Here is an 18,624-nt window from a genome sequence, read left to right as displayed (position 1 = left end):
GTAGATACGGCTGATTCAAGACATGCATTTTACGACAGGATTCATCGAGTTGACATTGCATGTCATTGCTTTATGTTAGCCGGCAATGATAAAGCATTATTGCGGCCAGGGCTAACAGCCAAGTGCTGCTTTCCAATTCGGTCCCCGACTTATGTACGATCGCGATTCCCTGCTATTGCAATGGGCTCGCCGGATTTCCGGTGATGCCAACCTTGAGTTGACCCTGATTTCCGGTGACGCCAGTTTTCGCCGCTACTACCGTGGTGGTGGCCTGGTATGGGTGGATGCCAATCCAAAAACCGAAAAAAATCATGAGTTTGTCCGCAATGCCTCTGCTTTGCATGCCATGGGGCTGCTGGCGCCCGAGGTAAAGGGGGTGGACTATGATGATGGCCTGCTGGCTGTGACAGATCTGGGGGATACCCAGCTAATCAGCTGTCTGGATGCACAAAATGTGCTGGCCTGGTATGGCAAAGCCATCGCCTTGCTACCCAGACTGGGGGCGGTAGCACTGGCGCTGGAGCCCTTCGACGCTGCCTTCATGGCCCGTGAAAACAGTATTTTCCCCGAGTGGTTGCTGGGCCATCATCTGCAACTGGCCCTGAGCGAGTCAGAACAACAGCTGCTGGATGATATGTTTGCCTGCCTTACCGCCAGCAATCTGGCTCAGCCCCAGGGGGTGATGCACCGTGACTTTCACAGCCGCAACCTGATGGTCTGTGGTGGTGATACTCCAAACGGCAGCGAATTGGCCATCATCGATTTTCAAGACATGGTGATAGGCCCCCTCAGCTATGACCTCGTCTCCCTGCTGAAAGACTGTTACGTGCGCTGGCCCGACGATGTGATCGAGCAGGGCATGCGCCATGGCTTCGATACGCTGCAGCAGGTGGGTCTGCTTGGCGGGCTCGACTATGCCAGTTTCCGTCGTCATGCCGACCTGACCGGCATGCAGCGTCACCTGAAGGCGGCGGGTCTCTTCACCCGCCTCTATCACAGGGATGGCAAGTCCGGTTACCTCAAGGACATTCCCCGCACCCTGGGCTATGTGGTGGATGTGTGCCAGCAACATGGCGCCAGCTATCCGGAGCTGGCCCGCTTCGGTGCCTGGTTGCAGCAAGTGGTGTTGCCCGGGCTGGCCCGAGTGGCCGGAGCCCCGGTATGAAGGCGATGATCCTGGCTGCCGGCCGTGGCGAGCGGATGCGCCCGCTCACTGACACCTTGCCCAAGCCGCTGCTGGCGGCAGGGGGCAAGCCGCTCATAGTACACCATATCGAAAAGCTCAAGGCCGCCGGAGTGACTGAACTGGTGATCAACCACGCCTGGCTCGGCCACAAGCTGGTGGAAGCGCTCGGTGACGGCAGTGCGTTCGGGGTCAGCATTCACTGGTCGGCAGAGGCGAGTGCGCTGGAAACCGCCGGTGGCATAGTGCAGGCGCTGCCCCTGCTTGGCGCCGATCCGTTTCTGGTGATCAACGGCGATACCTGGCTCAGTCTGGACTATCGCACCCTGGTCAACCAGCCACTGGGGTCGGATCTGGCCCATCTCTGGCTGGTACCCAACCCGCCCCAGCATCCTCATGGGGATTTCTCGCTTCACGCCGGTCGGGTGCAGGATGCGCCAGCCTTCACCTTCAGCGGTGTCGGGCTCTATGACCCCGCCGCCTTTGCCGATTTGCCGTCGGGGGCGCGTAAGCTGGCCCCCCTGCTGCGCGACTGGATGGCGCAAGGCCGGGTCGGTGGCGCCATGCTGGCCGGCGAGTGGCGCGACATTGGCACCACAGAGAGGCTGCGCGAGCTGGATGATCAGCTGCAACAGCGCACTCATTAACATCACGAGGTCTTGAACCATGCGTATTTGGGGTAAGGTGCTGGGCGCCTTCTTCGGTTTTCTGCTCGGCAACATCTTTGGTGCCCTGCTTGGTCTCTGGATCGGCCATCGTTTCGATCGGGGCATGGGTATTCGGGGCGCGTTTCAGCGTGGCCCCAGCCAGCAACAACAGGCGGTATTTTTCCATGCCACTTTCGCCGTCATGGGCCATATCGCCAAGGCGAATGGCCAGGTAACAGAGCAGGAGATCCGGGTTGCCTCCAACCTGATGGATCGGATGCGACTGGTGGGGGATCAGCGAGCGCGCGCCCAGGAGTCGTTCCGTCTGGGCAAGGAGGCCGAGTTCCCGTTGCGGGAAACCTTGGCCGAGTTCCGTCGTGCCAGCCTGGGGCAGCGGGACATACTGCGCTTCTTCCTGGAGGTGCAACTGCAGGCAGCCTTTGCCGATGGCAAGGTCGAGGCCGACGAGCGCGCCATTTTGCATACCATCGCCGATGAGCTGGGCTTCAGCCGCATCGAGCTGGCCCGCATCCTGGCGATGGCCGAAGCGCAGATGAACTTCTTCAATCGGGCGCATGGCGGCCAGTATCAGGGCGGTGAGCACGGCGGGCAGCAGTATCGGCAAGAGGCGCCGTCAGCGGATCGCCTCAAGGATGCCTACCAGTTGCTCGGGGTGAGCGAGAGCGACAGTGATCAGGACATCAAGCGCGCCTACCGCAAGGAGATGAGCAAGCATCACCCCGACAAGTTGGCCGCCAAGGGGCTGCCACCTGAGATGATGGAGATGGCGAAGGAGAAGACCCAGGAGATCCAGCAGGCCTGGGAGTGGATCCGCGAGGCCCGCGGCATCCGTTGAGTGCCGCTATCTGTTCGCCATAAAAAATGCCCGTCGATGACGGGCATTTTTGTTTGCGAAAGTCAGGTTTAGTGGCTGTCGACCCAGACGAACTTGAGCACGAACAGCAGGGCGACCACCAAGACGCAGGGGTTGATCTCGCGCCAGCGGCCTGTGCCTGCCTTCATCACGCAGTAGGAGATAAAGCCGATGGCGATCCCCTCCGTGATGGAGAAACTGAACGGCATCATGACAGCTGTCATGAAGGCCGGTACAGCTTCGGTCAGGTCTTCCCACTTCACCCGGGTCAGCTCGGAGCACATCAGCACGCCGACATAGATGAGGGCGCCGGCGGCGGCATAGGCAGGCACCATGGCCGCGACGGGGGAGAAGAAGATCGCCAGCAGGAACAGCAGGCCGACCACGATGGCGGTCAGGCCGGTGCGGCCACCGACGGCGACGCCGGAGCTGCTCTCGATAAAGGCGGTGACCGAGGAGGTACCCATGAAGGCGCCGCCGACCGAGCTCACGCTATCCACCAGAAGCGCCTGCTTCATGCGCGGGAAGTGACCCTTGTCGTCCGCCAGCTTGGCGCGGTTGGTGACGCCGATCAGGGTGCCGGAAGAGTCGAACAGGTTGACCAGCATGAAGGAGAAGATGATCCCCGCCAGGCTGATGTCGAGCGACCCCATCAAATCCAGCTGGCCAAACACCGGCTCTATGCTAGGGGGCATGGAGACGAAGCCCTTGAAGGTCACATCACCAAACAGCCAGCCCAGGGTGGTGGTCACCACTATGGCGATCAGCACGGCGGAGTGAACGCCGCGGGCTGAGAAGATACAGATCAGGAAGAAACCGAGCAGCCCCAGCAGGCAGGGCAGGGAGGTGAGATCGCCCACCGTCACCATGGTGGCCGGGCTCGCCACTACGATACCTGCGTTGTGCAGGCCGAGCAGGGCGATGAGCAGACCGATACCGGCTGTGATGCCGACCCGCAGGGTGAGCGGGATATTGGCGATCAGCCAGTAACGAACCCGCAGCAGGGTGAGGATCAGCAGACCCATGGCGCCCCAGAAAATGGTGCCCATGCCGACTTGCCAGGAATAGCCCATGCCGGCCACCACTACGAAGGCGAAGAAGGCGTTCAGTCCCATGGCCGGGGCCAGGGCGATGGGCAGATTGGCCAACAGGCCCATCAGTATGCTTCCGATGCCAGCGATGAGGCAGGTAGTGACGAACACGGCCTGGGTGTCCATGCCCGCCGCAGAGAGGATCTGCGGGTTGACGAACACGATATAGACCATGGTCAGGAAGGTGGTGATCCCGGCGATGACCTCGGTGCGGGCGGTAGTGCCATGGCCTTGCAGGGCAAACAGGCGCTCAAGCAATCCTTGCCCGGCGGCCTGATTGGCAGCTTGGTGTTGTTGGTTCATGTTGGATTCCAATAGGTGACGTGAAATAAGCAGCAGGAGAGTCGGCACCCCATCCATGAGTGGGCAAGGGGGCTGTTTTTCTGGTGGCTAAGTGACCAGACTTGTCCTGATACCGTGACAGCGCGCACATTTTCACACAGGCGGCGGCGTTTACAAACCCCGGATCTGCGAAGCGGATCAATGAATAGAGCAAAAATTCAAACGTTTTCTTTTTGAGCAATAAAAAAGGTCCTCGATAGAGAACCTTTTTTCGGGAAGAAGGGACTTAAAGTGTCTTGAAGTAACGCTCCACCAGCTGGGCCAGGACGGAGTCGAGTTTGTCCTGTACTTCCCCCAGCTCCCTACCGACACGACGCAGGAACAGACTGGCCTGCTCCTCGGTCAACTTACGCCCCTCGATGAAGAACTCCTGCTCCGGCAACTGCTTGTCATAGCGCGGGATCAGCACCCAGCTCACCAGCTCAGGATAGATGGCGGCGAAGATCTTGGCGGCGGCGACACAGAAGGTCTCGATGTGTTCTTTGCCATCCGGCCCGAGGCAGCCGGGTTCAACCCGGATCTGGATGGTGAGTTTCTTCTCTGTGGGGGTCTGGGTCGTCATTTCGATACATCCATGCAAAGGCATCCGTCTTGGATTGTATGCCAAAAGGCAATAGAAAGGGGAGCTGAAGCTCCCCTTGTGACGCCGTCACCCTTATTTGGTGATGCGTTTGTATTTTGCGCGGTGGGGCTGGATTGCCTCGGCGCCGTAGGTCTTCTTCTTCCACTCTTCGTATTCGGTAAAGTTGCCTTCGAAGAAGGCAATATTGCCCTCGTCCTGGTAGTCCAGGATGTGAGTGGCGATGCGGTCGAGGAACCAGCGATCGTGGGAGATGACCATGGCACAACCCGGGAACTCCAGCAGGGCGTTCTCGAGGGCGCGCAGAGTTTCGATGTCTAGATCGTTGGTAGGTTCATCCAGCAGCAGCACGTTGCCGCCGGTCTGCAGCAGCTTGGCCAGATGCAGACGGCCACGCTCACCACCGGAGAGCTCGCCGACCCGCTTCTGCTGATCGGCGCCCTTGAAGTTGAAGCGGCCGATATAGGCGCGGCTCGGGAACTCGTAGTTGCCGATGCGCAGTATGTCCTGACCGTCAGCGACCTCTTCGAACACCGTCTTCTTGTCATCCATGCTGTCGCGGAACTGATCCACAGAGGCCAGCACCACGGTTTCGCCCAGGGTGATGGTGCCGGAATCCGGCTGCTCCTGACCCGACATCATGCGGAACAGGGTCGACTTACCGGCACCGTTCGGACCTATGATGCCGACGATGGCTCCCTTCGGAATGGCAAACGACAGATCGTCGATCAGCACCCGATCACCGTAGGATTTGCGCAGGTTCGCCACTTCCAGCACCTTGTCGCCGAGGCGGGGTCCGGGCGGAATGAACAGCTCGTTGGTCTCGTTGCGCTTCTGGTAGTCGTTGGTGTTGAGCTCTTCGAAGCGAGCCATACGGGCCTTGGACTTGGCCTGACGACCTTTCGGGTTTTGACGAACCCACTCCAGCTCTTTCTCGATGGACTTGCGACGAGCCGCTTCTGAGCTGGCCTCCTGCGCCAGACGGGCATCTTTCTGCTCCAGCCAGGAGGAGTAGTTGCCTTCCCACGGGATACCTTCGCCGCGGTCCAGTTCCAGGATCCAGCCTGCCACGTTGTCGAGGAAGTAGCGGTCGTGGGTGATGGCCACGACTGTGCCTTCGTAGTCGTGCAGGAAGCGCTCCAGCCAGGCCACGGATTCCGCATCCAGGTGGTTGGTCGGCTCGTCCAGCAGCAGCATGTCCGGCTTTTCCAGCAGCAGACGGCACAGCGCCACACGGCGGCGCTCACCACCGGAGAGGTGCTGGATCTTGGCGTCCCAGGCCGGCAGACGCAGGGCATCGGCCGCGCGCTCCAGCTGGTTTTCCATGTTGTGGCCACCCTGGGCCTGAATGATGGCTTCCAGCTCGCCCTGTTCGCGGGCCAGCTTGTCAAAATCCGCATCCGGATCGGCGTAGGCCGCATAGACCTCGTCGAGGCGAGCCATGGCGCGCTTGACGTCACCTACCGCCTCTTCGACCGCTTCACGGACTGTCTGCTCCGGATCCAGTTTGGGCTCCTGGGGCAGGTAGCCGATCTTGATGCCGGGCTGTGGACGGGCTTCCCCTTCGATCTCGGTATCTATGCCGGCCATGATGCGCAGCAGGGTGGACTTACCGGCACCGTTCAGGCCCAGTACGCCTATCTTGGCGCCCGGGAAGAAGCTCAAGGAGATGTTCTTGAGGATATGACGCTTGGGCGGCACTACCTTGCCGACCCGGTTCATGGTGTAAATAAATTGAGCCATTGGCTAATTCTCTTCCTATTCAGCAGGTTAATGTCTTGGCACTAACAGACTGATGTCGTGGTGGGGCCAGGTCGACACGCCGTCAACCCGGTTCCAAAAAACGCTCCGATTGTAAACCAATGGGGGAAGGGGGGCAAAGGCAGGGCCCGGCTTGTAGCCCTCTTTGCCGCAGCCGTCACATCCGGCTGTGCGCTGGGGGCACGCCTGGCATGATGAGGGCTCTTTTTGTGCCAAAGCCGCCATATTTGGCTGTTCGTCGCCGACCAGCCTTGCCGGGCAACATTTTTGCTGGCTGCGAGCGAGATGCTGGGTTTTGTATGGCTCTTGTTGCCGGCCGAGGGTTGGGAAGGGGACCGACGTCTATTTCCAGATCGGGCATGAACGGGTGAGGGTTACTTCCCCTTGTGACCGGCGAAGTAGAGCACTCGCCGCACATATTGTTGGGTCTCCTGATAGGGGGGGATGCCGCCGTACTGTTCCACCGCTCTCTCTCCTGCGTTGTAGGCTGCCGACATCAGTACCCAGTTGCCATCAAACCGGCGATCCAGCCACTTGAGATAGGTCACGCCACCCTTGATGTTCTGTGCCGGATCGAAGGGGCGAGTCACGCCGAAGCGCTGTTGGGTTTCCGGTATGAGCTGCATCAGCCCCTGGGCATTCTTGGGGGAGACGGCGCGGCTGTTGAGGTTGGATTCGGCAATGGCGATGGCCAGCACCAGCCGCTCATCGAGGCTGTGGTGTTTGGCGGCGTGGCGCAACATGGCGGCCAGTTTCTGTTTGGTTGGTGACTGGCGGGCCAGGTAGGCATCCAGATTGAAAGGGGTATTGGGGATCTCGGCAAAGTAACTGCCTGCTCCCCCGCCGACGCCGGCGCCACACTGATCCCCCATGATGGCGTTGCCGATGCGGGCATTGTAGTAGCGGGCGGCTTGCTGATTGCCAAGGCGCATTGCCATGGCGAGGTAGGCGTTGGCCATCTTGGGGTTGCGCACCGAGCCCGGGCCGGTGGCAAGCAGGCGACCGATGCGAAAATAGCCTTCCGGGTTGCCCGTCGTGGCGGCGGCACAATAGAAGTGAATGGCTTGGGTCAAATTACCCTGGCTCTGCGCCACCTGACCCTTTTTCAGGGCAGTGAGCGCCTTGGGGGCTTGTCTGAAATCCCTGCTTTGCGCTGCAGCCTGCACAGTACCGGCCAGCAACAGCGATAAAAAAAGCAGCAAAAACAGCCTGTTTTCGCTGAGGCTCGCCATGGATTCTCTCCTGTTGGGGTACAGAAGATATAGGGGAACATGGCCCGATCTGCCATTAATCCAGTGGATCCTGTTGTTATGACGCCACCTGCCCAGAGATCAAAATGGTATGGAACCAATGGCAAATACAGGCCCGTGTGGGATGCCGGTGGGCATTGGAAGGGACAGTCCCATCACAAGGGGTAGCAAAAGTGGCTTGCGATGGGGGAAACCTGTGATGACTCATGTTCCACGCCGCACTATTTAGTCAGGATTGCACGTTCATGTCGCCGGGGGGCTCACCCCGGCCGGTAATAGTCAAGATACCAGCGCACAAACTCGGCGACTCCCTGCCTGAGCGGGGTGGCGGGGCGGGTACCCGTGAGGGTGTGAAGGGGCTCGCTGTCGGCCCAGGTGGCGTGCATGTCGCCAGCCTGCATGGGCAGCATCCGCTTGATGGCGGGCTTGTCCAGCGCCTGCTCCAGCGCCTCGATAAAATCGAGCAGCCGCACCGGCCGGCCGTTGCCTATGTTGAGGATGTGATAGGGGGCAGCGCTCTCGGCCTGGCTGTCCTGACTGGCGTGCCAGTGCGGATTGGCGCGGGGCGGCAGCTCGGCGATGGCGAGTATGCCGTCCACTATGTCGTCTATGTAGGTAAAGTCGCGGCTGAGATCCCCGTGGTTGTACACATCGATGGGCTCGCCCGCCAGGATGGCGCGGGTGAACTTGGCGATGGCCATGTCGGGGCGACCCCAGGGGCCATAGACGGTGAAAAAGCGCAGGCCTGTGGTAGGCAGACCATAGATCGCAGAGTAGGAGTGGGCCATCAGTTCGCCACTCTTCTTGGTGGCGGCATAGAGAGAGACGGGGTGATCTACCCGCTGTTCGGCACAGAAGGGCATCAGATCGCTCAGGCCATAGACAGAGCTGGAGGAGGCGTAGATCAGATGGTTTATGCCGTGCTGGCGGCACCCTTCCAGTACAGTCAGCATGCCGGTGAGATTGCTGTCGGCATAGGCGAACGGATTTTCCAGTGAGTGACGTACCCCCGCCTGGGCGCCCAGGTGGATCACCCGCTCGAACTGGCCGTTGGTGAACAGGTTTGCCATGGCATCCCGATCTGCTAGTTCCCGCTGTTCGAAGCGAAAATGAGGAAAGGGGAGCAGCCGGGCCAGTCGCGCCTGTTTCAGGCTTACCTCGTAGTAGTCGTTCAGATTATCCAGCCCCACCACCTGATGGCCTGCCTCGCATAGCCGTTTGGCCACGTGAAAGCCGATAAAGCCAGCGGCGCCTGTCACCAGATACTTCATGAGTGTTGTCCTGTGCTGATCATTGGGGGTCTCTGGTCCTGAACGGGGACTGGAAAATGGCTGTGGGCTTTGTACCAGAGCGCGCACGCCAGCGCCACGTCGTTCCGGCGACATGGCGGGCGATGGCGGAGCTCGTCAGGCGCGGCATGCTGCATCTTGGTGCACGGCCTGTCAATGGAGAATGACAGGCACCAAAACGGGGCGTTTCCCGGAGCTATTGTGATCATGGTCGCAAAAAATAGACTGGACCCCATAACGAAGCCCTGCGGACAGGGCTCGCGTCCGCCACTGCGGCAAAAACACTCTTTTCACTTCGCTATTGGATACAGGTTATGGACAACACCCCGGGCTCTGCGGACCCGCACGCTTCTGTGCACCCGTTTTATGAAGATGTACTCGCCCTGCTGACGGCAGCCGGTTTCGTTTCTCTCGGTATCTTCCTGTTTCATCAGGTTGGCCTGCTCACCGGCGGTACCGCCGGGCTGGCGCTCTTGCTGCAACAGGTGACGGGCCTGAGCTTCGGCCTGCTGTTCTTCGGTATCAATCTGCCGTTCTACGCCCTGGCCTGGCTGAGGATGGGGCCGCGCTTCACCCTCAACACCTTCGTCTCGGTGGCGGCTGTCTCCTTCATGACGGATCACCTCAACGCCGTGCTGCAGATAGGCAAGATTGAGCCCGTCTATGCTGCCCTGATCGGTGGCACCCTGATTGGCATGGGGCTGCTCATCATGTTCCGCCACAAATCCAGCCTGGGTGGCTTCAACATATTGGCGCTGTTTATTCAGGACCGCTTTGGCATCCGCGCCGGCAAGCTGCAAATGGGGCTGGACTGCACCATAGTCGTTGCCTCCTGCTTCGTGGTGCAGCCCTGGATCCTGGCCCTCTCGGTAGTGGCGGCCATCATCTGTAACCTGGTGTTGACACTCAATCACAAGCCGGGCCGCTATCAGATAGCGTGAGAACCCGATATTGCACTCATCCGATATCCGTATCGGGTGTTGACGTTCAACGACACAAGCCGGGCCGTTATCAGATAGCGTGAGCCAGAACTTCTCTCACAATCAAAAAGAGCGCCTGATGGCGCTCTTTTGCTATCCAGGATCCCGACCCCTCTCACACCACCATGGGCAGGCCTGTCTCAGGGTGATGGATCACCTGAGCGGGATAATCATAGAGGCGGTCGATCAAGGCCGGGGTCAGTACCTCGGCCGGGGTGCCATCAGCCAGCAGCCTGCCCTGATCCAGCATCACCAGTCGATCGGCGTAGCGCGCCGCCAGATTGAGGTCGTGCAGCACCACCAGTACGGCCGTGTTGCGGGCAGCCAGGGCACGAGCCATGGTGAGCAGCTGGTGCTGATATTTGAGGTCGAGCGCCGAGGTGGGTTCGTCCAGCAACAACAGGCGCGCCTGCTGGGGATCGTCCGGTGCTTGCCAGATCTGGGCCAGCACTCTGGCAAACTGCACCCGCTGTCGCTCCCCCCCGGATAGGCCGGGATAGAGACGTCTGGCCAGGTGATCGACCCCGGCGTGGGTCATGGCGGCCCGCACTATCTCGTCCCGTCGGCTGCCGGGCTCAGTGTGGGGCAGGCGCCCCATGGCGACCACCTCTTCGCACAGAAACGGAAAGTTGAGAGACGAGCTCTGCGGCAGCACGCCGACGCGGTGGGCCAGCTCTCTGCTGGCCCAGGCTTGCCGCTCCCGGTCAAACAGATTGATTTCCCCTTCGTACTCCAGCTCGCCGGTCAGGCATTTGAGCAGTGAGCTCTTGCCTGCGCCGTTTGGGCCCAGCAGGGCGGTGAGCGTGCCGCCTTGCAGTGTGAGGTCGAGTCTGTCCAGGATGGGGCGGCCACCACGGGTGAGGCTGAGCTGGTGGCAGCGCAGCAGAGGGGATGATATTGACAAGGTGAGACCTCCGGTTAAAGCGTCCGGCGGCCCTTGACCAGCAGCCAGATAAAGAAGGGAGCGCCCAGCAGGGCAGTAATGATGCCCACCGGCAACTCGGCTGGCGCCATCAGGGTGCGAGCCAGCATGTCGGCGCCCAGCAGCAGGGCGGCGCCGAGCAAAGCTGAAAGCGGCAACAGTCTGACATGGTTGGGCCCGGCCAGCAGTCGCACCAGATGGGGGACCACCAGACCGACGAAGCCGATCATGCCCGCCACGGCGACGGCGACACCGACCCCAGCGGCGGTGAGCAAGATGAGGCGCCGCTTGAGGGATTGCACATTCACTCCCAGATGACGGGCTTCCCCTTCACCCAGCAACAGAGCGTTGAGGGGATTGGCATCGCGCATGAACAGCAGCAGCAGGGTGATCAGGGTAGCCAGTGCCAGTGCCACGTCCACCGGTTTGCCTGCCGCCAGTGTGCCCATCTGCCACAGACTCAGGTTGCGCAGCATCTGATCGTCGGCCAGGTAGGTGAGCAGGCCGATCACTGCGCCGGAAAGTGCCGTGATGGCCACACCGGCCAGCAACATGACGGTGACGGAGGTGCCACCTTCCCGGGTGCCGAGCAAATATACCAGCGTGGTGGTGAGCGCCCCGCCGAGGAAGGCGAGCAGAGGCAGCAGACCGATGCCGAGCAGGCTTTGCCACTGCTGGCCGCCGAGAGGGGCCAGCAGCACTATGGCCAGCGCGGCACCGAGGGCGGCCCCGCCGGAGACGCCAATGATGCCGGGATCGGCCAGCGGATTGCGAAACAGCCCCTGCATGACGGCGCCACAGAGGCCGAGAATGCCGCCCACCGCGATACAGAGCAGGGTACGGGGCAGGCGGATCTCCTGCACGATCAGCAGCTTGTGGGCTTCAATGCCACTTTCTTGACCGGCAAACAGGGCGCGCAGACTCTCGCCGAGGGAGAGCGCCATGGGGCCGGTCGCCAGGGATCCGACCAGCAGCAGTGCCAGCGCGGCGCTGGTGAGGCAAAGCAACCAGGGCAGTGGCAGGCGCATCATGAGCCCAGCTTGATCCACTTGGCGATCTGGTTCGCCTGTTGCAGCGAGGTGAGACTGAGACCCCCTTGCAGGGCGTGGCCGTCGATGGCGTGGATGGCTCGATTCTTACCTGCCGGCGTCGCTGCGAGCGCGGGCACCTGTGCCAGCACGGTTTGTGGATCCTGATATTGTTGCCAGTCGCGGCCGCTCACCAGCACCAGGTCCGGCTGCAGCTTGATCAGGGCTTCGGCAGAGACGGGTTTGTAGTCGCTCAGCTGGTCTACCGGATTGATGCCGCCCGCCAGGGTGAGCAGGGCGCTGGCGGTGGTGTTGCCGCCAGCTATGCTGGTGGGTTGCCCCTTGTGCAGCAGCAGGAAGGCGACCTTGAGCGGCTTGTTCTGTTTAGCCTGCGCGGCCAGCTGATCGGTCTGGGTCTGGATCTCGGCCTTGAGTGCCGCCCCGGCGGCCGGGTCATTGAGCAGCTTGGCCAGGGTATCGATACGCTGGTTGAGGTTGGCCAGGGTCGGTGCCGTCTCCAGCACACTCACTGCTACGCCTGCACGGCGCAGTTGATCCAGCGCCGGTGCCGGGCCCATCTCGTCGCTGCCGATCAGGCGAGTCGGCGCCAGACTGAGGATCCCCTCGGCGGAGAGGGCACGGTGATAACCGACCCTGGGCAGATTTTTCGGTTCAACGCTGCTGATGTCGGTGGCGATAAGGCTTTGTTCACCGCCCAGCGCCAGAATGAGCTCTGTGGTGGCAGGACCTATGCTGACGATACGTTCCTGCGAGCTTGCTGGCAGGGAAAGAGCTGAGCAGCTCAGCAGGGTGAGTGCGAGGGCAAAACGACGGCCCATGCTAACCTCCGAAGGGTGAATGAAGTTGGGTTTGCGCCGAGAATATCAAGTCGGTGAAAAAAATGCACTGAGAATGAAAGCGATTATCAATTGCATTGGTTTGGGCGCTTTATTACAGTATTCGCCATGACAGAAGAGGGATGCAGAACGCATCCCCAGGGAGAACCGATGAGCATTGCACAACGCATTCATGAGCTGCTGGAGCAAGATCCCAGCGCCCATCCCTCCAGCATTGCCACTCAGCTGGTGGTCAGCGAGTGGGAGGTGGTGCGCCACCTGCCCGACGAGCTGGTGACCCTGGTCCCCGCCGAGCAGGCTGAAGCCCTGCTGGCGGATCTGGCAGACTGGGGTCAGGTGACTACCATCGTCGAATCCGATGGCTCCATTTTTGAGGTGAAGGCACCCTTCCCCAGAGGCAAGAATGCCCGTGGCTACTACAACCTGATGGGGCGTGACGGCGAGATGCACGGCCATCTCAAGCTCGACAACGTGGTCGGCATTGCCTTGGTCAGCAAGCTGTTTATGGGTAAAGAAGGCCACTCTTTCCAGTTCTTCGGCCACAGCGGCCGCTGTATTTTCAAGGTCTATCTGGGACGTGATGAGCAGCGCAAGCTGTTGCCTGCCCAGGTGGAGCGTTTCATGGCCTTGCGCCACCAGTACCAAGAGGAAGTAAAAGCATGAGTGAACGTCAGGAGCGTCTGCAGAATCGTCTGCAACCGGAGATCCGCGAGTTTCGCGACGGTTGCCGCACCCTGCAACTGGCGACGGTGGACAGCGAAGGCAACCCCAATGCCAGCTATGCCCCCTTCGTGCTGCAGGAAGATGGCTACTATGTGCTCATCTCTGAAATCGCCCGTCACGCCCGCAACCTGCAACAGGTACCCAAGGTATCGCTGATGCTGATCGAGGACGAGACAGGTGCCCGTGAGCTGTTCGCCCGCAAGCGTCTCACCTTTGATGCACTGGCCGAAGTAGTGGCTCGTGACGACGTGCGCTGGAGTCAGGCGATTGCCGCGCTGGAAGGGCGTTTTGGCGAGATAGTCAAAGGGCTGTCCAATCTCAAGGATTTCGTGCTGTTTCGCCTCAAACCTGAGCAGGGTTTGTTCGTCAAAGGCTTTGGCCAGGCATTTCGCGTCTCAGGTGACGAGCTGGTGGATTTCGTGCATCTGGTGGAAGGGCACAAACGGGTCGACAACGGTGCCGAGCTGACCAGCCCGGCCGATGCGCCAGTCTGACGACAGGCCTTTGCAATAAAAAACGGGCAGCCCAGGCTGCCCGTTTTTTATTGCGTGTCACGCCAGAGAGCTAGTCCTGCCAGGAAGCCTTGTTGGGGAAGGCATCGCGATCGGCCTGGCTGGCCGTCTCGTTGCACTCGCCCCGGATCTTCCAGGAGGTCTGGCTGAGGATGATATAGCCATTGTGGCAATACTTCCGTTCGGCCAGGGTCTGGGTCAACTGTGCATCCTGCAGAGCTTCACGCCGTTCCAGCAGACTCTTGCTGCGACTCAGGCGATTGCCGTCGTTCTCCTCCAGCCGGGTAGGCAGGGTGTCGAACGGTGCGGCTTCAAACGTGAAACGCTTGCTCCCCTCTTCGTTGATCTGGGTTCTAAACAGGGGGGCTGGGCCATCCGGCTGACGCCCCGGCAAACCGGAGCAGGCAGAAATTGCCGGTAACAACAGCATGAATGCAACGGCAGACAGTAGACGCACACAAGACTCCAATCCGGTGATCACTTCAAGGCTGGCAGATTAACACGCCAGCTCGGGCTGGGTGGCTTCGAGCAACGCATCCGTCGTGAGCAGGGTCACGGTTCTGCCCTTTGGCAGGCTCAGGTGCTCCCACATCCAGTGGTGATGCTCGATGATTTTTTCCGCACTCAGGTGAGGACGATCCGCCGTGGTGTGGGCATCCGTCACCGCGAATACGTCAAATCCCCGGGCGGCGGCGCTGCGCAGCGTGGTGTCGACGCAAAAATCGGTGGCACAGCCGCAGATCAGCAGGCGATCCACTGCCTGTTCCGCCAGCAGAAAGCCGAGCTCTGTATCGAGGAAGCTGTCGCAGGCGGTCTTGCTCACCCTGCTGTCGCTGCGCGCCGGGATCAAATCGGCGTGGAGCTGCCAGGCTGCACTGCCGGGTTCCAGTTCAGAACCCGGTGCGTCGTGCTGCACATAGATGACACGGCCCTGATTGGCCCGCACGCTGTCTGCCAAGCGATTGATATTGGCAATGACCTGCGCGTCCTGATGGCGGGGATGAGCAAACAGCCCTTGTTGCATGTCGATGACCAGTAACACATCCATATGGAATCCTTAGGCGATTTTCAGGGTTGCAGCCATTGGCTGCAGTCACGGCTTCGGGATTGATGCAGTGCGCCCATATCTTGCTTCATTTCATCTGCATTTAGCCAGCGTTCTGGCAGAGGTGTGATCCGGGCCCGTATATCGGCCACTTGCCCGGCGGGGATCTGCGCATTCGTCTGCGATAGAGTCTCTGGCACCACCAGCGCGACTTTGAGCTCAGGGTTGCGACTGGCGATGCGGCTGGCGAGCCCCAGGCCCCCCTCGACGTGGAAGTTGCCGGCGATGTGCATGATGCGCCGGCCGGGATGCTGCTTGAGATAATCGACCATGCTCTCGGCCATGGTGTCATCCCAGCTGGTCTGGGCGGCGAAGCGGCGGGCATTGCCGTCGGCATCACCGTGGTGGAGCGAGGCCATGAATTTCTGGCGATAGCCATCGTCGGTGAGCGTCAGCTCGCGGGCAAGCTGACTGCGGCGGTTGGCGGGGAGCTTGTCGAGCCACTGTGGCCCCTCCTGACCGACACAGCTCACCAGCGGCTTGGGGGCGTTGGCTGCGATGACCGGCAGATGGTGCTGTTTGGCAAATTCCACCAGCGGGCGATAGTCGCTCTGGTAGTTGGGCCAGGCGTTGCCATCGCGAATGAGGGCCGCCTCACCTATGCGCCCGGCCAGATAGGCATCCACCACGGCTTGATCGGCACGGCTGAACTGCTCCATGGAGAGCACAAGGGCACGACCATCGGCCCTGGATGCTTCTTCCAGCCCCGCCAGCAGACGGGCCTGCAGCAGGTGTATGGCAGTATGGGTATGCAGCTCGCCCACCAGCACTATGTCGGCATCCGCCACCCGATCCACCGCCTGTGTCAGCGTCAGCTCACCTTGGCCTGCATCGGACTGGCCTGCGCTGAGCTGATAGTGGTAGAGGGTGCCGGCATCGTTACCGGGCGGTGTGGCGCAGGCGGCCAGCAGCAGGGGAAGGGTGAGCAGGGGCAGTAGTCGGGTCATGGTATCTCACAACGAAGAAGAGCCGGAGCCATACGATGACAGCATGGCGAGCTGGAAAACAGAGGGGAATAGTGTAGAACCTAACTATGACAAAAGAAAATGAGAATGATTCCTTTTATTGTTGATCTTTGTTGCGAGCTAAGTAATATGCCAGCTGTTTGATAACAGTTCTCAATAAGGATTCACAGTGGCGCACAATAACACCCTCTCGCTGGTTGCCCTTGCCGTGGCGGCCGGCCTCGCTTCCCCGGTCTTCGCGGCGGACAAGAAAGCAGATGAAGTCATGGTCGTCAGCGGCTCACGGATGGAGCAAAAACTGGAAGATGTTTCCGGTCCCATCACTGTGATCACGGCCAGGCAGATTGAAGAGCAGGCGGTGAGCAACGTTGCCGACCTGTTCCGTTACGAGCCGGGCGTGACTGCGATAGGCGGTGCTGGTGATGCCCAGACCTTCGTCATCCGTGGCATGGGTGAAAACCGGGTCAAGATGGTGCGTGACGGTGTGCGCCAGAACGATGCCTACAAGAACGGCGGGGTCGGCCAGAGCTACTTCGACACCGACATGATCAAGCAGATAGAAGTGGTCAAGGGGCCTGCGTCGGCGGCCTACGGCTCAGATGCCCTGGGCGGCGTCATCGCCATCACCACCAAGGATGCCAGCGATTTCCTCCGGGGCCGCGACAGCTACCTGGACGTGACCAGCGGTTACGCCTCCAGCAACCATCAGAACATGGCCGGTTTTACCGGGGCCCTGCGCAGCGGCGAGTTCGAGAACCTGCTGCGCTACACCTGGCGTGACGGCGGCGTGACCCAGAACTACGATGGCGACAAGAAGGAGTTCGACATCGTCAGCCAGGCCGTGCTGTTCAAGAGCCAGTGGAACCTGAGCGACGATCAATTCCTGAAACTGACCGTCGACTACTTCAACGAAGGGCAGGATCCGGATGCCGTCGATCTCACCAAGGCAGGCTCCGTCTTCAATCAGCCGATCACCGACAAGGACACGGACAACCTCTCCCTGATGCTGGATCACGGCATCGCCCTGAACGCGCCCTGGGTCGATCGCATCGACAGCAAGGTCTACTATGCCCGCACCAAGCAGACCCTGGATCAGTACGCCTCTTCCAAGTATCCGGTCAGACCGGGCAACCCCTATGTGACCAAGAACTCGCTGGACAGCAACGGCTTCGAGCAAGAGAGCCTGGGGGCCCAGGTGAAATTCAGCAAGGCACTGGCCAGCCAGCGCCTCGCCTGGGGCCTGGAGTATGAGCATACCGACAACGAGCGCACCCGTTTCAAGGCGCCGACCACGCCGGGTGATTTCGTTGGCTACAGCGAGCTGAGCTTCCCGTCCACGACCACGGAACACGGTGCCCTGTGGGCCTTCGACGAGCTGAAGTTTGGCGAGCGCTGGGTACTGACGCCGGGTGTTCGCTACGACTACTACCGTATGACCCCGGATCAGGATCCCGCCTACACGGGCGAAAACCTCAAGAAGTTCTCCGAAGGGGAGTTCTCGCCCAAGCTGGGGCTGGTGTTCAAGGCACACGAGGCGGCCAATCTGTTCGCCCAGTACAGCCATGGCTACAAGACCCCCATGTATGACAACGCCTTCTCGACTTTAAACCACCAAGCGTATGGCTATCGCATCGAGCCGAATGCGAACCTCAAGCCCGAGAGCAGCGACGGCATCGATTTGGGGGTACGCGGCGATGCGGGCGGCTTCAGCTACGAAGTGGCGACTTTCTACAACAAGTTTGACGACTTCATCGAGCTGGCCCAGGTCGGCACCGAGGGTCGCACCGCCCTTTATCAGTACCAGAACCTGGACAAGGCGACCACCAAGGGGGTCGAGGCCAAGGCTGACTACTGGTTGAATGACCTGGTCAACGTCTGGGGCAACCTGGCTTACATCGAAGGCAAGGATGGGGATGGCAACTACATCAACAGCCTGAGCCCGCTCAACGGCAGTGTGGGTGTGCGTCTGGAACAGGCGAACTGGAACATCAACACGGCGCTGCGCTTTGCCGATGACATGGACAAGGTGGGCAAGGATGCCAGAGGCAACGACAACATCAAGAGCGCTGGCTGGGGTGTGGTGGATCTCTACGCCCAGTTCAAGCCCATACAGGATCTGCAGCTCAACGTCGGTGTCTTCAACCTGTTTGACAAGGAGTATGTCAGCTACGAGAACATCACTGGGCAGAGCGCTACCGCCAACACCAGCAACAAGACAGAGCCGGGCCGCAACCTGAGCGCACGGGTCAAGTACGTCTTCTAATGCCGGTGAGCAGCACGCACATCTTATGACTCAGGGGCCGCAAGGCCCCTTTTTAGTGGGCTGAAACCGGCCCATGACCACTAAAAAAAGAAACCCGCCAGAAGCGGGTGGAAAGATTGCAACACTAACCAGGAGGTGGTGTTACTCAATAGACTCCACTCTTGTGGCAATAGTTCAATTTTATTGATGTTTTTCATTTTTGCTTCCCCTCGGGATCGCAGGATCCTCCCCTGCAAATCGGTTATCATTTGT

At 60.4% G+C, this 18,624-nt stretch carries 18 protein-coding genes; 7 read left to right on the top strand and 11 right to left on the bottom strand.

Going from position 1 to position 18,624, the window contains the following annotated elements:
* Positions 1-151: 151 nt before the first annotated feature.
* The 3 genes from GWQ29_RS13330 to djlA are packed head-to-tail and all read left to right on the top strand — an operon-like array spanning position 152 to position 2,686.
* The gene (locus GWQ29_RS13330; protein WP_275919618.1) at positions 152-1,165 is read left to right on the top strand and encodes a phosphotransferase; all 1,014 of its coding nucleotides are present in this window, start codon (positions 152-154) and stop codon (positions 1,163-1,165) included.
* Positions 1,162-1,830, top strand: coding sequence for an N-acetylmuramate alpha-1-phosphate uridylyltransferase MurU (murU, locus tag GWQ29_RS13325; protein ID WP_275919617.1), 669 nt, complete (start codon positions 1,162-1,164; stop codon positions 1,828-1,830). The genes GWQ29_RS13330 and murU overlap by 4 nt, the downstream gene beginning before the upstream one ends.
* 19 nt (positions 1,831-1,849) lie before the next feature.
* On the top strand, positions 1,850-2,686 hold the full coding sequence (gene djlA / locus GWQ29_RS13320; protein WP_058393605.1) for a co-chaperone DjlA: 837 nt from the start codon (positions 1,850-1,852) through the stop codon (positions 2,684-2,686).
* A gap of 68 nt (positions 2,687-2,754) precedes the next feature.
* On the opposite strand, the gene GWQ29_RS13315 is transcribed toward djlA, so the two are convergent.
* The 5 genes from GWQ29_RS13315 to GWQ29_RS13295 form a co-directional block, all read right to left on the bottom strand.
* Positions 2,755-4,098, bottom strand: coding sequence for an NCS2 family permease (locus tag GWQ29_RS13315; RefSeq protein WP_042467256.1), 1,344 nt, complete (start codon positions 4,096-4,098; stop codon positions 2,755-2,757).
* Positions 4,099-4,363: 265 nt separating this feature from the next.
* Positions 4,364-4,699, bottom strand: a complete 336-nt coding sequence (locus tag GWQ29_RS13310) for a hypothetical protein (RefSeq protein ID WP_087756393.1) — start codon at positions 4,697-4,699, stop codon at positions 4,364-4,366.
* 93 nt (positions 4,700-4,792) lie between these two features.
* Positions 4,793-6,460 (bottom strand): energy-dependent translational throttle protein EttA, encoded by a 1,668-nt coding sequence (gene ettA, locus GWQ29_RS13305; RefSeq protein ID WP_017412471.1) that lies wholly within the window; start codon positions 6,458-6,460, stop codon positions 4,793-4,795.
* A gap of 392 nt (positions 6,461-6,852) precedes the next feature.
* Positions 6,853-7,710 (bottom strand): lytic transglycosylase domain-containing protein, encoded by an 858-nt coding sequence (locus GWQ29_RS13300; protein WP_275909441.1) that lies wholly within the window; start codon positions 7,708-7,710, stop codon positions 6,853-6,855.
* A gap of 278 nt (positions 7,711-7,988) precedes the next feature.
* Positions 7,989-8,999, bottom strand: coding sequence for an NAD-dependent epimerase (locus tag GWQ29_RS13295; RefSeq protein ID WP_219598436.1), 1,011 nt, complete (start codon positions 8,997-8,999; stop codon positions 7,989-7,991).
* Between the two features lie 332 nt (positions 9,000-9,331).
* Between GWQ29_RS13295 and GWQ29_RS13290 the strand changes: the two genes are divergently transcribed.
* Complete coding sequence (locus GWQ29_RS13290; protein WP_219598437.1) at positions 9,332-9,958, top strand: YitT family protein; 627 nt, start codon at positions 9,332-9,334, stop codon at positions 9,956-9,958.
* A 154-nt stretch (positions 9,959-10,112) separates the two neighbouring features.
* Here the strand turns inward: GWQ29_RS13290 and GWQ29_RS13285 are convergent, their stop codons facing one another.
* The 3 genes from GWQ29_RS13285 to GWQ29_RS13275 are packed head-to-tail and all read right to left on the bottom strand — an operon-like array spanning position 10,113 to position 12,786.
* Positions 10,113-10,901 carry a heme ABC transporter ATP-binding protein gene (locus GWQ29_RS13285; RefSeq protein ID WP_275919616.1) on the bottom strand — a complete coding sequence of 263 codons (789 nt, stop codon included), beginning with the start codon at positions 10,899-10,901 and terminating at the stop codon, positions 10,113-10,115.
* Between the two features lie 14 nt (positions 10,902-10,915).
* Positions 10,916-11,950 carry an iron ABC transporter permease gene (locus GWQ29_RS13280; protein ID WP_275919615.1) on the bottom strand — a complete coding sequence of 345 codons (1,035 nt, stop codon included), beginning with the start codon at positions 11,948-11,950 and terminating at the stop codon, positions 10,916-10,918.
* Positions 11,947-12,786 carry an ABC transporter substrate-binding protein gene (locus tag GWQ29_RS13275; RefSeq protein WP_275919614.1) on the bottom strand — a complete coding sequence of 280 codons (840 nt, stop codon included), beginning with the start codon at positions 12,784-12,786 and terminating at the stop codon, positions 11,947-11,949. Before GWQ29_RS13275 ends, GWQ29_RS13280 begins: the two co-directional genes overlap by 4 nt.
* Before the next feature lie 168 nt (positions 12,787-12,954).
* On the opposite strand from GWQ29_RS13275, the gene hutX reads away from it, so the two are divergent.
* Together hutX and hutZ are read left to right on the top strand one after the other, a co-directional pair.
* Positions 12,955-13,467 (top strand): heme utilization cystosolic carrier protein HutX, encoded by a 513-nt coding sequence (hutX, locus tag GWQ29_RS13270; RefSeq protein ID WP_275919613.1) that lies wholly within the window; start codon positions 12,955-12,957, stop codon positions 13,465-13,467.
* Positions 13,464-14,021 carry a heme utilization protein HutZ gene (gene hutZ / locus GWQ29_RS13265; protein ID WP_005311733.1) on the top strand — a complete coding sequence of 186 codons (558 nt, stop codon included), beginning with the start codon at positions 13,464-13,466 and terminating at the stop codon, positions 14,019-14,021. Before hutX ends, hutZ begins: the two co-directional genes overlap by 4 nt.
* 70 nt (positions 14,022-14,091) lie before the next feature.
* Here the strand turns inward: hutZ and GWQ29_RS13260 are convergent, their stop codons facing one another.
* From GWQ29_RS13260 to GWQ29_RS13250, 3 genes are read right to left on the bottom strand one after another with little or no spacing between them, the layout of a single operon-like run.
* Positions 14,092-14,496 carry a hypothetical protein gene (locus GWQ29_RS13260; protein WP_005311736.1) on the bottom strand — a complete coding sequence of 135 codons (405 nt, stop codon included), beginning with the start codon at positions 14,494-14,496 and terminating at the stop codon, positions 14,092-14,094.
* Positions 14,497-14,535: 39 nt separating this feature from the next.
* Positions 14,536-15,087 (bottom strand): cysteine hydrolase family protein, encoded by a 552-nt coding sequence (locus tag GWQ29_RS13255; protein ID WP_005311738.1) that lies wholly within the window; start codon positions 15,085-15,087, stop codon positions 14,536-14,538.
* 20 nt (positions 15,088-15,107) lie between these two features.
* Complete coding sequence (locus GWQ29_RS13250) at positions 15,108-16,091, bottom strand: ChaN family lipoprotein (RefSeq protein WP_275919612.1); 984 nt, start codon at positions 16,089-16,091, stop codon at positions 15,108-15,110.
* 187 nt (positions 16,092-16,278) lie between these two features.
* Here GWQ29_RS13250 and GWQ29_RS13245 point away from each other — a divergent pair, with 187 nt between their 5' ends.
* Positions 16,279-18,372 (top strand): TonB-dependent hemoglobin/transferrin/lactoferrin family receptor, encoded by a 2,094-nt coding sequence (locus GWQ29_RS13245; protein WP_275919611.1) that lies wholly within the window; start codon positions 16,279-16,281, stop codon positions 18,370-18,372.
* The last annotated feature ends 252 nt before the right edge of the window (positions 18,373-18,624 follow it).

It is taken from the genome of Aeromonas sp. 2HA2 (assembly GCF_029237345.1).
Taxonomy (GTDB): Bacteria; Pseudomonadota; Gammaproteobacteria; order Enterobacterales; family Aeromonadaceae; genus Aeromonas; species Aeromonas salmonicida.
This window is presented reverse-complemented; position numbering and strand designations above follow the sequence as displayed.